Raw genomic sequence first — 14768 nt, forward strand, 5'->3', positions numbered from 1 at the left:
AGAACATCTGATACCTATGCTTTATAAAATGGCGTCTAAAACAAATTGTACCTTGAAAACTACACAGCGAAATAGATTAAAATACAATTAACCGAGATATATTAATATATTAAGGAAAATTAAACCTCAATAATAAATTGAGTAGTGAATGTCAAACTTATTTGATATTTGCTTACTAACTGGTCAAGTTAGTAAGGGCATAGGGTGAATGCCTTGGCACTAGGAGCTGAAGAAGGACGCGATAAGCTGCGAAAAGCTACGGGGAGTCGCAAGTAGACACTGATCCGTAGATATCCGAATGGGGAAACCCACTTGAGGCAAACCTCAAGTACCATATACTGAATACATAGGTATATGGGAGCAGACCAGGGGAACTGAAACATCTAAGTACCCTGAGGAAGAGAAAGAAAAATCGATTCCCTAAGTAGCGGCGAGCGAACGGGGAAGAGCCCAAACCATGAGAGTTTACTCTTATGGGGTTGCGGACATAACATAAACGGAGAGGTATTGTAACCGAAGAGAGCTGGAAAGCTCCACCACAGAGGGTGATAGTCCTTTAGGTGAAACGAGAAAACTCCAAGTTATGATCCAGAGTACCACGAGACACGTGAAACCTTGTGGGAAGCAGGGGGGACCACCCCCCAAGGCTAAATACTACCTAGTGACCGATAGTGAAGCAGTACCGTGAGGGAAAGGTGAAAAGAACCCCGGGAGGGGAGTGAAATAGAACCTGAAACCCTATGTCTACAAGCAGTGGAAGTTCTTTATATGAACGACCGCGTACTTTTTGTAGAACGGGCCAACGAGTTACGTTATGCAGCAAGGTTAAGTTGTTAAGCAACGAAGCCGAAGGGAAACCGAGTCTTAATAGGGCGATTAAGTTGTATGGCGTAGACCCGAAACCGGACGATCTATCCATGGGCAGGATGAAACGAGAGTAAAATCTCGCGGAGGTCCGAACCGATTAGCGTTTAAAAGCTACCGGATGACCTGTGGATAGGGGTGAAATTCCAATCGAGTCCGGATATAGCTGGTTCTCCTCGAAATAGCTTTAGGGCTAGCCTCGAGAAAGTGAAGTGGGGGTAGAGCACTGAATGACTGCGGGGCGCTATGCGTTACCAAAGTCTATCAAACTCCGAATACCACATTCATGATTCTCGGGAGTCAGACTATGTGTGATAAGATTCATAGTCAAAAGGGAAACAGCCCAGATCATCAGCTAAGGTCCCAAAGTACAGATTAAGTGGTAAAGGATGTAAGACTACACAGACAACCAGGATGTTGGCTTAGAAGCAGCCATTCATTCAAAGAGTGCGTAATAGCTCACTGGTCGAGTGGTCTTGCGCCGAAGATAACCGGGGCTAAAATCTGTCACCGAAGCTATGGGATGTGTATAACATCGGTAGAGGAGCATTGTATGTGGGCAGAAGTCATACCGTAAGGAGTGGTGGACTGCATACAAGAGAGAATGTTGGCATGAGTAGCGAAAGGTGGGTGAGAATCCCACCCGTCGAAAGCCTAAGGTTTCCTGAGGAAGGCTCGTCCACTCAGGGTAAGTCGGGGCCTAAGCCGAGGACAAAAGTCGTAGGCGATGGACAACAGGTTGAGATTCCTGTACTACCTAAATGCGTTTGAGAAATGGAGTGACACAGGAGGATAGGTGAAGCGTACTGTTGGTTATGTACGTCTAAGCAAGTAGGGAGTTCTGGTAGGCAAATCCGCTAGAACAATCCTGAGATGTGATGGGGAGCGAAAATAAGTAGCGAAGTCACTGAATCCACACTGTCGAGAAAAGCTTCTATCGAGCAAATAGGTACCCGTACCGCAAACCGACACAGGTAGGCGAGGAGAGAATCCTAAGACGAGCGGAAGAACTCTTGTTAAGGAACTCGGCAAAATAACCCCGTAACTTCGGGAGAAGGGGTGCTGGAGGCTGTGAAAGGTGCACACCTGGAGCAGCAACCAGCCGCAGTGAATAGGCCCAAGCGACTGTTTACCAAAAACATAGGTCTCTGCTAAATCGAAAGATGAAGTATAGGGGCTGACGCCTGCCCGGTGCTGGAAGGTTAAGGGGAAGAGTTAGCGCAAGCGAAGCTCAGAACTTAAGCCCCAGTAAACGGCGGCCGTAACTATAACGGTCCTAAGGTAGCGAAATTCCTTGTCGGGTAAGTTCCGACCCGCACGAAAGGCGTAACGATTTGGGCACTGTCTCAACAAGAGATCCGGTGAAATTGTAGTACCAGTGAAGATGCTGGTTACCCGCGACAGGACGGAAAGACCCCGTGGAGCTTTACTGCAGGCTGATATTGAATTTTGGTATCATATGTACAGGATAGGTGGGAGACTTAGAAACCAGGGCGCCAGCTTTGGTGGAGTCACCGTTGGGATACCACCCTTATGATGCTGAAGTTCTAACTAGAAACTGTGAAACCAGTTTTAGGACACTGTCAGTTGGGCAGTTTGACTGGGGCGGTCGCCTCCTAAAGAGTAACGGAGGCGCTCAAAGGTTCCCTCAGTACGGTCGGAAATCGTACGAAGAGTGTAAAGGCAGAAGGGAGCTTGACTGCGAGACCTACAAGTCGAGCAGGAACGAAAGTTGGACTTAGTGATCCGGTGGCACCGAGTGGAAGGGCCATCGCTCAACGGATAAAAGCTACCCCGGGGATAACAGGCTTATCTCCCCCAAGAGTCCACATCGACGGGGAGGTTTGGCACCTCGATGTCGGCTCGTCTCATCCTGGAGCTGAAGTAGGTTCCAAGGGTTGGGCTGTTCGCCCATTAAAGAGGCACGCGAGCTGGGTTCAGAACGTCGTGAGACAGTTCGGTCCCTATCCGTCGTGGGCGTAGGAAATTTGAGAGGAGTTGTCCCTAGTACGAGAGGACCGGGATGAACAGACCTCTGGTGTATCAGTTGTCGCGCCAGCGGCATGGCTGAGTAGCTAAGTCTGGAAAGAATAAGTGCTGAAGGCATCTAAGTACGAAGTCTCCCTCAAGATAAGATTTCCCATAGGGTTAACCTAGTAAGATCCCAGGAAGACTACCTGGTAGATAGGTCACAGGTGTAAGGGCAGCAATGTCTTCAGCTTAGTGATACTAATAGATCGAGGGCTTGACCAATATATTAAAGAATAATCTAATCGCTGTGTAGTTTTGAAGGTGCAAAACATCTTTAAAAAAGCAAAGAAATCCAGTGACGATAGCGAAGGGGTCACACCTGTTCCCATACCGAACACAGAAGTTAAGCCCTTCAGCGCTGATGGTACTTGGCGGGAGACTGCCTGGGAGAGTAAGACGTTGCTGGTTTTTTTATTTTTTTGAATAATATTAAATTAAACCTCAGATGTAATTCTGAGGTTTTTTGTGTTGGAAAATATAGATAAAAGCAATTTGATTCTTAATAGATATTGATAATATCAATTATACAAGCCAGAAAATATATATTATAATAGTGATTGGTATACTCGGGATAAATGAGATGTCAAAAGATTTTACGAATTTTAAAATAATAAGGAGTGTAACACTAATGAAAAAAGTATTGGCAATATTATTATCAATGTTAACTTTAATTTCATTTACTGCTTGTTCAGTAGAAAAGCAAGAATCAAGTGAAAATAAAGAGCAAACTGGAAAATCAGGTAAAGAGGTAGTATTTAGAATTGGAGCAATTCCAGATCAAAATGTGTCAGAACTAAATAAAAGTATGGAGACAATGGCTAAATATCTTAGCAAGGAGACAGGTTTAAAAGTAGAGTTTGTCCCATCTGTTGACTATGCATCACTTGTAACAGGATTTGAAAGAGGTGAAATACAGTTAGTTTGGTTTGGAGGTCTTACAGGGGTACAGGCTAGAGCTGTTGCACCAGGATCAAATGCAATTGCTCAAAGACCTATAGATGCTGAGTTTCAATCAGTATTCATAGCTCAAAAAGACTTAGATATTGCGAAACTAGAGGATTTAAAAGGAAAAACATTTACATTTGGAAGCGAAAGTTCAACTTCAGGATCATTAATGCCTCGTTACTTTTTAACACAATCTGGAGTTGATCCAGATAAAGATTTTGATGGAGCGCCAAATTACTCAGGGTCACATGATAAAACTATTAAGCTTGTAGAAACAGGAGCATTCCAAACAGGTGCTCTTAATATTTCTGTATGGAATAAACTAGTTGAAGAGAAGAAAGTAGATTTAGAAAAAGTTAAAGTTTTTTATACAACACCAGAATACTTTGATTACAACTGGACTATAAATAATGCTGATAATATAGATAAAGTTTATGGAGAAGGAACTAGAGAGAAGGTAAAAGAAGCTATACTTGCAATGAGTGCAGAAAAAGGTAGCGATCAAGAAGAAATATTGAGATTCTTTCAAACAGATAAATTCGTAGAAACTAAAAATGAAAACTATAAAGCAATAGAAGAGGTTGGTAAAAGCTTAGGAATGGTTAAATAATAGGTGAAACTTATGTCGTCAGAAAATATTTTTGAATTAAATAATATATCAAAAACTTATGATAGAAAAGTAGCATTATCTTCTGTTTCTCTTGTTATAAGGAAATGTGAGACCGTGGCACTAATTGGTTCAAGTGGAGCTGGAAAGTCAACATTACTTAATATACTTGCAAATGTAATTTCACCTGACGAAGGTGGTAAATTGCTAATAGATGGACTATCATATTCTCACTATAAGACAGAGAAACAATTAGCTAAAAAAGTGGGAATTATTAGACAGCAGTTTGATCTTGTTGGTCAATTACCAGTGATACATAATGTATTAGTAGGAAGACTACATGAATGGGGATTTTTTAAATCATTTGTGTCATTATTAATTCCACAAGAAAAAGATCTGGCACTTAAATCGTTAGAAAGGGTAGGTTTAATAGATAAGGTTTATGATAGAACTTCAAATCTATCAGGAGGAGAACAACAAAGAGTTGCAATGGCAAGACTAATGGTACAAGATCCAAAAGTTATATTAGCAGATGAACCAGTATCTGCTCTAGATCCAACACGTGCGGAAGATATTTTATCCATGATTACACAAATAGTTAAAGAAGAGAATAAGACACTCGTGACAGTTCTTCATTCAGTAGAATATGCAAAGAAATATTTTGATCGTATAATTGGAATGAGAGAAGGTAAAATTTATTTTGATCTTAGATCAGATGAAATTACAGATGAGCTTTTGTCAGAACTTTATGATTTGAAGGGGATAGAAGGGAATGAGTAAACTTAAAATTCCTATTGAAACTCGAAAAAAAACATTTCTAACAATGGTTCTTATTTCAGCTTTTATATGGAGTTTATTTTCAGTCAGCTGGGGATCTGATCTTATCCATTCAGGAGGAAAAAATGCTATAGCACAAATTATAAGATCTTTATTTAATCCTGATTTATCAGAGTATGTAATCAAGTCAGCTTTAATAGCTGCTTGGAGAACCTTAGTTTATGCTATTGCGGGGATGACATTAGCTATAATTATAGCTTTTATACTTGGGATATTAGCATCGGGTGTACTTTCAAATAATAGGGTGATTCTTTATATATCTAAAGGAATATTTAGGGGTATATTAGGACTTATGAGAGCTATTCATGAACTTGTTTGGGCTTGGTTGTTTGTTGCTGCAATTGGATTGACCCCGTATGCTGCTATATTTGCTATTGCAATTCCATATGGGGGTATATTAGGGCGTATCTTTGCAGATATACTTAATGATGTTCCACATGAACCTATAGAAGCCTTGAAGTCGTCAGGAGCTTCGAGATTACAAATCTTATTTTATACATATTTACCAATAGCTAAAACGGATATGATAAGTTATACAATGTATAGATTTGAATGTGCAGTTCGTTCATCGACAATAATGAGTTTTGTAGGACTTGGAGGGCTAGGATTTCAAATTCAGCTTGCACTTCAAGATTTAAATTATAGTCAGGCTTGGACGTATATGTTCTTTTTGTTAGTTTTAATAGTATTGATAGATTTTTGGAGTAGTTTAATTAGAAAAGACCTAGTGGAAGGAAAATCAAAACTTGATTTTGTTAAACTCTCTCTTATACTACTATCACTACTAATAGCTATATCATGGTTATATATATATGTAGTAGAAAAAGCAGATTTTATATCACTATTCTCTGAGAAAAATGCATTTTATGCAAAAAAGTTTATTAAAGGTATGATTGGAATTGGAGAAGAAAGCCCAGCTTTTCTGAATATGGAAAGTTGGATAAATATAATGAAACTAACTTACGAAACGGTACAAATGAGCATTATGGCAATAGGGTTTTCAACAATAGGTATGATATTAACTGTTATACCGGCTTCAAGAAATGTTGCAAATGGTACATTAACTTTAAATAAAAGGTGGTATAGCTGGATTATATTTTGGATATGTCGTTTTCTTTATTTATTCTCAAGAGCTGTCCCAGAGCTTGTTTGGGCCATGATTATAATATTCATTTTAAAACCAGGTATTCTTCCAGGAGCAATAGCTTTAGCATTACATAACTTTGGAATACTTGGGAAGCTATGTTCTGAGGTAGTAGAAGATTTAGACCTAAGGCCAATACGGAATTTATCTTCAAGTGGTGCTGGAACTGGCCAGATTCTTGTATATAGTGTAATACCAACAGTGATGCAAAAGTTTCTAACATTTATACTGTATCGTTGGGAAGTAATTATTCGTACAACTATAGTAGTAGGATTTATAGGTGCCGGTGGATTAGGTATGGAGTTTAAACTTGCTATGAGCTACTTTAAATATTCAGAAATAACACTAATATTAATTTTTTATATGATACTAGTAATATTTGCAGATTTATTATCAGAAGGATCACGCAAATTAGTTGAGTAGGAAAGCTATATAGCTTTCCTACTTTTTATTTTCATTATTTCTATAATCTAAGGGACCTACACCAGTATGTTTTTTAAAGATAGTAGAAAAATAGCTTTGGTTCTTAAAACCACATAAATTTGAAATATATGATAGGGAAAAGTCACAATTAACTAAAAGTTCTTTTGCTTTTAAAACTCTTAAATTATTAACAAATTCAGTAAACCTCATGTTTGTCTTTTTATAAAAGAGGCTAGATAAATAGTTTTTAGATATGTGAACTTCTTTTGCTACCATTTCTAAAGTAAGATCTGAATCTAAGTTGTTTTCTATATACTTAATAGCACTACTTATGAGTTCATTATTACAGTCATAAGGACATGATTTTAGTATTTGTCCAAAACTTCTTATGGCACATTCGCCTACTTTAACAATTCCATTAATACAATTCTTACTTTCTATATTTAAGATAAATCTGTTGCAGCTATTTCTTAATTTCATTAGTTTATTATTATCAGAAGTTAATGTTCTACTTAAAGAAACTAGAAGACATATAATATGATTCTTTAGAGATCTAATATAGAAATCTCCACTAAGACTTTTAAAATTATTATTAGGAAAGTATTCATTGTATATATTTATAGCATTGTCTATATTATGTGACTTTAATTCAAGACATATATTATCCTCTATAGCAAATTGATGATACTCTTTACAGCTCAAGATAAAACCCCTTTCTAAAGATCTTCTTCTATATTAAATTTAAAATAAAATTCACTTAAATTAAGTTTTATTTTATAAAAACATTGTATTAATTAAAAAAATAAGGTTAATATTCAAGTATAATGTAATGAGAAGATAATGATAATTATTATCATTAATTTAATATATATTATATAACTATAATGATAGAAAATCAAATAATTATTTAAATATAGAGCAAGACTTAAAATAGATAAGTTTGATATAGTAATCACGAGATAATTAGTTTAAACTTATAAATTTGACTATGGCAATAAATATAACATATGATATAATAAGAAATTAAACATACTACTCACATGTGATAAGTATGAAATAATACGAATTGTTGAAGGGTGGTTATAGTATGAGTATTGAAAAGATGAAAGTAGACTTTTTTAGAAAAATAAATTGTGCAAGTGATCTTGAATATATGAGATGTTTTATAACTTATATGATATCACCAGTTATAACAGGAATTAAACCATCTTCTACAGTATCGTTAAACAATAATATTAGAAATATGTATAACACGTGGAAAATATATGGTGAGGACTTGTTAAACGAATTTGGATTAGATAGTATTAAGTTAAAAGAATCATCTGAAACTGCTATAATATTAATCTATAATAGAAAATTATTAGAAGATCATTTATTAATAGATAAAAATAGAAGTTTTTTATGTAAATTGGGATATGGAGAAAATTTAAATATAGATCACTGCTTGAATTGCTTAAAAGATAAATTCGCAGATGTAGAATTCCCAGATGAAAGTGGTATATTCCTAGGCATACCTATTGAAGATGTATTAGGATTCATGAGTAACAAAGATTGCTTATTCTGTGGATACTGGAAAGTATATGATAATTATGATAGGGCACAAAAAGTATTTAGGCTTTATGATAATTCTAAAAGAGCAATAATTAGTAGTGTTTTAAGAAATAAAGAGTTAAACTTAGTTCATAAGAATATAAATCATATATATAGAAGTGAGCTATATACAGTAGTAAATAGTTAGATAAATAAACAAATAAACTTCCTTTTTACAAAACCCCAGAATTATTTCTGGGGTTTTATGCTTTTAAGTTAAAATAGATTGACTTATAGTTAGATTAATGTAGAACATTAAGTAGGCTTTTTTAGAAGTTTTTATCACACTATTGAATATCTATTTACACTATGGTATATTTTTATTAACAGGTGACAAGACAGATACATTTACAGTACAAGAATATAATAAAATATTAAAAGTGATTTATACAAATAAATCATAAGGAAGGAAATGACTATGAATAAACAAGAAATGATAGAAGAAATAAAAAGATTAAAAAAACAGAAAAATGCGGTTATTTTAGCTCATAATTATCAAATACCAGAAATACAGGATATAGCAGATATAGTAGGAGATTCTTTAAAATTAAGCCAAGAAGCAGCTAATTCCAATGCTGATATAATAATTCTTAGCGGGGTACACTTTATGGCTGAAAGTGCGAAAATACTATCTCCAGAAAAGAAAGTGTTACTTCCTAATATAGACGCAGGATGTCCTATGGCCGATATGATAGATATAGAAAAACTGAGATTATTTAAAGAAAAACATCCAGAAGCACCAGTAGTTTGTTATGTAAACACATCTGCTGAAGTTAAAGCTGAAAGTGATGTTTGCTGTACTTCTTCAAATGCATTGAAAATAGTTAAAAACTTAGATGCTGATAAGGTACTATTTATACCAGATAGAAATCTAGGGGCATTTATAGCAACTCAAATACCAGAAAAAGAAATAGTATGCTTTGATGGGTTCTGTATTACTCATAATAGAATTGAATTAGAAGAAATAGAAAATGTAAGAAAAGAATATCCAACGGCACTTATATTAGCACATCCAGAATGTGATCCAGAAGTGGTTAAAAGAGCAGACTTTGTGGGAAGTACTTCACAAATTATAAATTTTGCAAAAGAGTCTGATAATGAAATATTTATAATAGCTACTGAGATGGGAATAATGCATAAGCTAGAAAATGATAATAAAGGAACTAATAAAAAATTCTATATGTTATCACCATCATTGATATGTTCAAATATGAAGAAAAATAGGCTAGAGGACATATATTATGCTCTGGAAGAAGAGAATTATGAGATAAAAGTAGATGAAGATATAAGACTAAGAGCTATAAAATCTTTAGATAGAATGTTAGAGTTAAGTTAGAAAGCTTTTAAGAATCTCGTTAAAATAACTTTAAATAGAATCTAGGTGAAAGTGTGAAAAACTGGGATGTTATAATAATAGGTACAGGTATATCAGGATTATTTACTGCTCTTAATATAGATGAAAAGTTAAAGGTATTAGTTATCACAAAAACTTCTATAGATAGAGGTAATAGTACTTTAGCTCAGGGTGGAATAGTGTCGTGTATAAATCCTAAAATTCATTTTGAAGATACATTAAGAGCTGGTGCCTATTATAATAATCAAGAGGTTATAAAAGTTGTAGAAGAAGACAGCATTGAAAATATAGAGAAACTGATATCATACGGTGTGAACTTTGATAAAGATGAAAATGGAAATCTAAGATATACAAGAGAAGGTGGACATAGAGATAGAACTATACTTTATGCCAAGGACATAACAGGTAAAGAGATAATAAGAACATTAATACGACAAGTTAAAAATAGAAAAAATATAAGTATACTAGAAGACACATTTATTATTAAAATTATAAAAGAAAATCAAAGTGTAAGTGGAGTAATAACTTTAAATAAAAATAATGGGATAGATATATGTAAGTCTAAACTCATAGTAGTATCATCAGGTGGGATTGGACAAGTGTATAAAAACACTACCAATTTAGAGGAGATAACAGGTGATGGTATAGCAATAGCGCATGAATCGGGAGCTAGGATAAAGGATATGGAGTTTGTACAATTTCATCCTACAGCAATGTATGAAGAGGATAATAATAGAAGATTTTTAATTTCTGAAGCTGTAAGAGGTGAAGGTGCTATACTTAGGAATATAAACGGAGAAGCATTTATGAATAAATATCATGATATGGCTGATTTAGCACCAAGAGATATAGTAGCTAGAAGTATATTTAAAGAAATGGAGAGTACAAAAACTTCATTTGTGTATTTAGATATAACTCATAAGGATTCTAAATATATAAAAGATAGATTTCCAAATATATATCAAAACTGTTTAGATAAAGATATAGACATAACCAAGCAATATATACCTGTAGCTCCAGCAGAGCACTATATAATGGGTGGAATAGAAACAGATTTACAAGGAAGAACTAATATAGAAGGATTATATGCTTGTGGTGAATGTGCATGTACAGGGCTTCATGGCGCTAATAGATTGGCTAGCAATTCATTATTAGAAGGTATAGTATTTGGTAATAGAGTAGCAAAGGATATAAATAATAATCATGATAATATAAAGGATAGTAAGCGTAAGTTGAATAGTCAAAATGATATAGACCTAACAGAAGAGTATATGAGACATAACAATGTTAACAATAAAATAAATTATAAAGAAATAGAAAAGAGCTTAAAATATACTATGGACAAACATGTCTCAATAGTTAGAAATAAAGGTGGGTTATTAAAAGCTTTTAATATGGTAAAAGAGTTAGAAGAATTAATAAATAAAGAAAAGGTACTAGATAAAAAATATTTTGAATTAAAAAATATGATTTCTGTGTCATTATTAATAATAGAAGGGGCTTTAGGAAGAAGTGAAAGCCTTGGTGCTCATTTTATTATATGAACTTGATTGGAGGGATATATTTGTTAGATAAATTTTTGATAGAAGATATTATTAAGAATGCTCTTAGAGAGGACATGAATGGTGGGGACATAACTAGTGATTATTTAATAGATAAATTATCTATAGGAAAAGGAATAATTACATCAAAAGAAGAAGGTATAATATGTGGATTAGATATTGCTGAATTAGTATTCAGTACTTTAGATAGTACATTAACTTTTACTAAATTAAAGAAAGATGGGGATATGGTAACTAAGGGAGAGGATATAGCTACTATAGAAGGAAGTCTATTTAGTATATTAAAAGGAGAGAGAGTTGCTCTAAACTTTTTACAAAGGATGTCAGGTATAGCATCAAAATCAAGAATATTCGCTGATAGAGTAAAAGAATATAAAGTAAGAGTAGTTGATACTAGAAAAACAACACCAGGACTTAGAGTATTTGAAAAATATTCAGTAAAAATAGGTGGATGTTTCAATCATAGGCATAACCTTTCAGATGCAGTAATGATAAAAGATAATCATATAATAGCAGCAGGTGGAATAAAACAGGCTGTAGAGAAATTAAGAAAAAATATACCTCACACCACAAAAATAGAAGTAGAAGTCAAAAATCTAGAAGAGCTACAAGTAGCACTAGACTTAAATACAGACATAATTATGCTTGATAACATGAGTATAGAGAATATGAAAAAAGCAGTTAATATAACAAAAGGAAAAGCTATACTTGAAGCTTCAGGAAATGTTACAGAAGAAAATGTAATCGAAATCGCTAAAACTGGAGTTGACATCATATCGGTTGGAGCGCTTACTCACTCGGTTAAGAGTTTAGATATTAGTTTAAATATATTAAATTTATAGTAATAAAAGGATGATAGTAATGGCTACAGAAGAAAGAAGAAGAGAAATATCAAATATATTAATTAGTACAGATAAGCCAATAAAGGGAACAGAACTTGCTAGTAGATTTGATGTTTCTAGACAGGTCATAGTACAGGATATAGCTCTTTTAAGGGCAGAGGGGTTTGATGTTATAGCTACTCCTCAAGGATATATAGTACCTAAGTATAACAATAATAAAATACTTAAAACTATAGTTAGTAAACACTTTTCAATAGATGAAGTAGAGGATGAACTAGTGACTATGGTAGATTATGGTGCAAAGATAGTAGATGTTATAGTAGAACATCCTATATATGGAGAGATGAGAGGAATACTAGATATAGGATATAAGGATGAAGTAAATGAGTTCTTAAAGGAAGTTAAGAATGGAAATGCTGAATTTTTATCTACTCTTACAGATGGAATCCATATTCACACTATAGAGGTTCCTAATGAGGAAAGCTTTGCTAAACTAAAAAAGTATTATTAGAAAAGGGATATTTAGTAGATGATAAATAGTAGACATATAAGGGTGACTACTTTAGAAAAATGAGATAACAAATAGGAAAAAGGATTGATTTATATTATGAACAGTAAAAGAATCTCTATAAAAGATTACTTTATAAAAGTTTTAAACGGGATGGCTCTAGGTCTCTTTTCATCCCTTATAATTGGACTCATATTAAAGCAGATAGGTACGATACTAGGCGTAGAACAGTTAGTAAGTTTTGGACAAATAGCACAATTTCTAATGGGACCTGCTATAGGCGCAGGAGTTGCATATAGCTTACAAGTATCTCCATTAGGAATATTTGCAGCTACAGTTACAGGGGCAATAGGAGCTGGAACTGTGACACAAGTAGAAGGAAGCTTCATAATAAATGTAGGAGAACCTGTAGGGGCACTAGTAGCATCACTCATTGGTGCTGAAGTTTCAAGATTAATTCAAGGAAGGACTAAAGTAGATATAGTTTTAGTACCTGCATTATCTATAATGGCCGGAGGATTCACAGGAATATATCTAGCACCTATAATATCAAATTTTATGAGAGTATTAGGAGAAGTTATAAATTTAGCTACACAGCAAAGTCCAATACCTATGGGAATATTAGTATCAGTTTTAATGGGTATAATTCTTACACTACCTATAAGCAGTGCTGCAATAGCTATAGCATTAGGATTAAGTGGACTTGCAGCAGGTGCATCTACGGTAGGATGCTCTAGTCAAATGATAGGGTTTGCTATAGCATCTTTTAGAGAAAATGGTATAGGGGGTTTTATAGCTCAAGGATTTGGGACTTCTATGATACAGATTTCAAATATAGTAAAAAACCCTAAAATATTTATTCCGCCTATAATAACTTCAGCTATATTAGGGCCTATATCTACTGTAGTATTTAAGATGGAAGGAACTAAAGTTGGAGCGGGAATGGGTACTAGTGGATTAGTTGGGCAATTCGCAACGTATGATGCTATGGGTAATAGTGGACTTGTGGGTATAGCTTTACTACACTTTATATTACCAGCAATAATAACCTTTTTAATATCAGAATTTATGAGAAAAAAAGGATGGATAAAATATGGAGATATGAAGCTTGATAATTAAAACTGTTTTCTATGAAACAGTTTTAATTATCGTTAGAATTGAACTCTATTTCTTCCCTTGTTTTTTGCAATGTAAAGATTTTTATCAGCACAGTTAATTAAACTAGAAATATCAGGTTGATCTATACTATGAACACTGCATACACCAAAACTAGAAGTAATTTTAATAGTATTATTATCATAAATAAACTTTTTATCTTGTATTGATGCTCTCATAAGCTCTGCAACTTCTACACTTTTTTCGAGTGTAGAGTTATGAAGACAAACTAGGAACTCTTCTCCACCATATCTTGCAATCCAATCATCTTCACACTTCAAGCATTCTTTTAATATGGATGAAAACTCTTTTAATATAAGATCTCCTGCCAAATGCCCATACTTGTCATTTATAGTTTTAAAAAAATCAATATCTGTAATAATAATTGATAAGTTTTTATCTGAAATTACGGAACCAATAATATCAACTGGGAGCCTTTCATTAATATAACGTCTATTATAGACATCTGTTAAAGCATCTTTTAATATTAAAATGTTCATACTGTCTATAAGTGAGTACATACTAAGCTTTGAGTTACTGTCGTCATCTCCAAATAGCATACTGTTTGTTGTATCTTTAAATAATTCAATGACAATATGTCTATTACTTAACTCTACAGGCATTGCAGTTATCATATAAAGCTTTTTAGGAGTATATTCGATTTTAACAAAAGTTTGTTTCTCATTATATGCACGCATTGATATACAATTTATGCAAATTTTATTTTTTTGCCATATATCATAACAGTTTGAATTAAGTTCATTAATTTTCTTATCTTTATAAATTAATACTTTTTTTCGTAAGGGATCAACAAAACGTATCTGTTCATATAAATTTTCAAAGATTTCTAGTTTATCAAATATTTTCTGAATTTCTTCATCATACATAAATTGACTATCACTCCTT

The 14768-nt window shown here is 33.7% G+C and carries 11 protein-coding genes and 2 rRNA genes; 11 read left to right on the forward strand and 2 right to left on the reverse strand.

What is annotated here, in order from left to right; genetic code table 11:
• Window positions 1-181: 181 nt before the first annotated feature.
• The 5 genes from CURI_RS00060 (at window position 182) to CURI_RS00080 (ending at window position 6851) form a co-directional block, all read left to right on the forward strand.
• Window positions 182-3117 (forward strand): 23S ribosomal RNA (locus CURI_RS00060).
• Between the two features lie 69 nt (window positions 3118-3186).
• Window positions 3187-3303: ribosomal RNA gene (gene rrf, locus CURI_RS00065) — 5S ribosomal RNA — on the forward strand.
• A 220-nt stretch (window positions 3304-3523) separates the two neighbouring features.
• Window positions 3524-4450 (forward strand): putative selenate ABC transporter substrate-binding protein, encoded by a 927-nt coding sequence (locus tag CURI_RS00070; protein ID WP_014966233.1) that lies wholly within the window; start codon window positions 3524-3526, stop codon window positions 4448-4450.
• A 12-nt stretch (window positions 4451-4462) separates the two neighbouring features.
• On the forward strand, window positions 4463-5227 hold the full coding sequence (locus CURI_RS00075; protein ID WP_014966234.1) for a phosphonate ABC transporter ATP-binding protein: 765 nt from the start codon (window positions 4463-4465) through the stop codon (window positions 5225-5227).
• Window positions 5220-6851, forward strand: coding sequence for a PhnE/PtxC family ABC transporter permease (locus tag CURI_RS00080; protein ID WP_041701281.1), 1632 nt, complete (start codon window positions 5220-5222; stop codon window positions 6849-6851). Before CURI_RS00075 ends, CURI_RS00080 begins: the two co-directional genes overlap by 8 nt.
• Before the next feature lie 18 nt (window positions 6852-6869).
• Here CURI_RS00080 and CURI_RS14835 read toward each other — a convergent pair whose 3' ends face one another.
• Window positions 6870-7553: an AraC family transcriptional regulator gene (locus CURI_RS14835; RefSeq protein ID WP_014966236.1), complete on the reverse strand. Its 684-nt coding sequence runs from the start codon at window positions 7551-7553 to the stop codon at window positions 6870-6872.
• Between the two features lie 385 nt (window positions 7554-7938).
• On the opposite strand from CURI_RS14835, the gene CURI_RS00090 reads away from it, so the two are divergent.
• The 6 genes from CURI_RS00090 (at window position 7939) to CURI_RS00115 (ending at window position 13826) form a co-directional block, all read left to right on the forward strand.
• Entirely contained in the window at window positions 7939-8589 is a 651-nt protein-coding gene (locus CURI_RS00090; protein ID WP_014966237.1) for a DUF3793 family protein, read from the forward strand.
• 270 nt (window positions 8590-8859) lie between these two features.
• Entirely contained in the window at window positions 8860-9777 is a 918-nt protein-coding gene (gene nadA, locus CURI_RS00095; protein WP_014966238.1) for a quinolinate synthase NadA, read from the forward strand.
• A gap of 53 nt (window positions 9778-9830) precedes the next feature.
• Window positions 9831-11339 carry an L-aspartate oxidase gene (nadB, locus tag CURI_RS00100; protein WP_014966239.1) on the forward strand — a complete coding sequence of 503 codons (1509 nt, stop codon included), beginning with the start codon at window positions 9831-9833 and terminating at the stop codon, window positions 11337-11339.
• A gap of 20 nt (window positions 11340-11359) precedes the next feature.
• The gene (gene nadC / locus CURI_RS00105) at window positions 11360-12199 is read left to right on the forward strand and encodes a carboxylating nicotinate-nucleotide diphosphorylase (RefSeq protein ID WP_014966240.1); all 840 of its coding nucleotides are present in this window, start codon (window positions 11360-11362) and stop codon (window positions 12197-12199) included.
• A 19-nt stretch (window positions 12200-12218) separates the two neighbouring features.
• The gene (locus tag CURI_RS00110) at window positions 12219-12710 is read left to right on the forward strand and encodes a transcription repressor NadR (protein ID WP_228370435.1); all 492 of its coding nucleotides are present in this window, start codon (window positions 12219-12221) and stop codon (window positions 12708-12710) included.
• A gap of 96 nt (window positions 12711-12806) precedes the next feature.
• Complete coding sequence (locus tag CURI_RS00115) at window positions 12807-13826, forward strand: PTS sugar transporter subunit IIC (protein WP_014966242.1); 1020 nt, start codon at window positions 12807-12809, stop codon at window positions 13824-13826.
• A 32-nt stretch (window positions 13827-13858) separates the two neighbouring features.
• Here the strand turns inward: CURI_RS00115 and CURI_RS00120 are convergent, their stop codons facing one another.
• A complete protein-coding gene (locus CURI_RS00120; RefSeq protein ID WP_014966243.1) occupies window positions 13859-14749 on the reverse strand; it encodes a GGDEF domain-containing protein in 891 nt (296 codons plus the stop codon).
• Window positions 14750-14768 lie beyond the last annotated feature (19 nt).

It is taken from the genome of Gottschalkia acidurici 9a (genome assembly GCF_000299355.1).
GTDB classification, from domain to species: Bacteria; Bacillota; Clostridia; order Tissierellales; family Gottschalkiaceae; genus Gottschalkia; species Gottschalkia acidurici.

Bases quoted from the DNA above. Each gene is read 5' to 3' on its own strand.
- CURI_RS00070 (WP_014966233.1), top strand. From the start codon at position 3,524: ATGAAAAAAGTATTGGCAATATTATTATCAATGTTAACTTTAATTTCA.
- CURI_RS00075 (WP_014966234.1), top strand. From the start codon at position 4,463: ATGTCGTCAGAAAATATTTTTGAATTAAATAATATATCAAAAACTTAT.
- CURI_RS00080 (WP_041701281.1), top strand. From the start codon at position 5,220: ATGAGTAAACTTAAAATTCCTATTGAAACTCGAAAAAAAACATTTCTA.
- CURI_RS00090 (WP_014966237.1), top strand. From the start codon at position 7,939: ATGAGTATTGAAAAGATGAAAGTAGACTTTTTTAGAAAAATAAATTGT.
- nadA (WP_014966238.1), top strand. From the start codon at position 8,860: ATGAATAAACAAGAAATGATAGAAGAAATAAAAAGATTAAAAAAACAG.
- CURI_RS00110 (WP_228370435.1), top strand. From the start codon at position 12,219: ATGGCTACAGAAGAAAGAAGAAGAGAAATATCAAATATATTAATTAGT.
- CURI_RS00115 (WP_014966242.1), top strand. From the start codon at position 12,807: ATGAACAGTAAAAGAATCTCTATAAAAGATTACTTTATAAAAGTTTTA.
- CURI_RS00120 (WP_014966243.1), bottom strand. From the start codon at position 14,749: ATGTATGATGAAGAAATTCAGAAAATATTTGATAAACTAGAAATCTTT.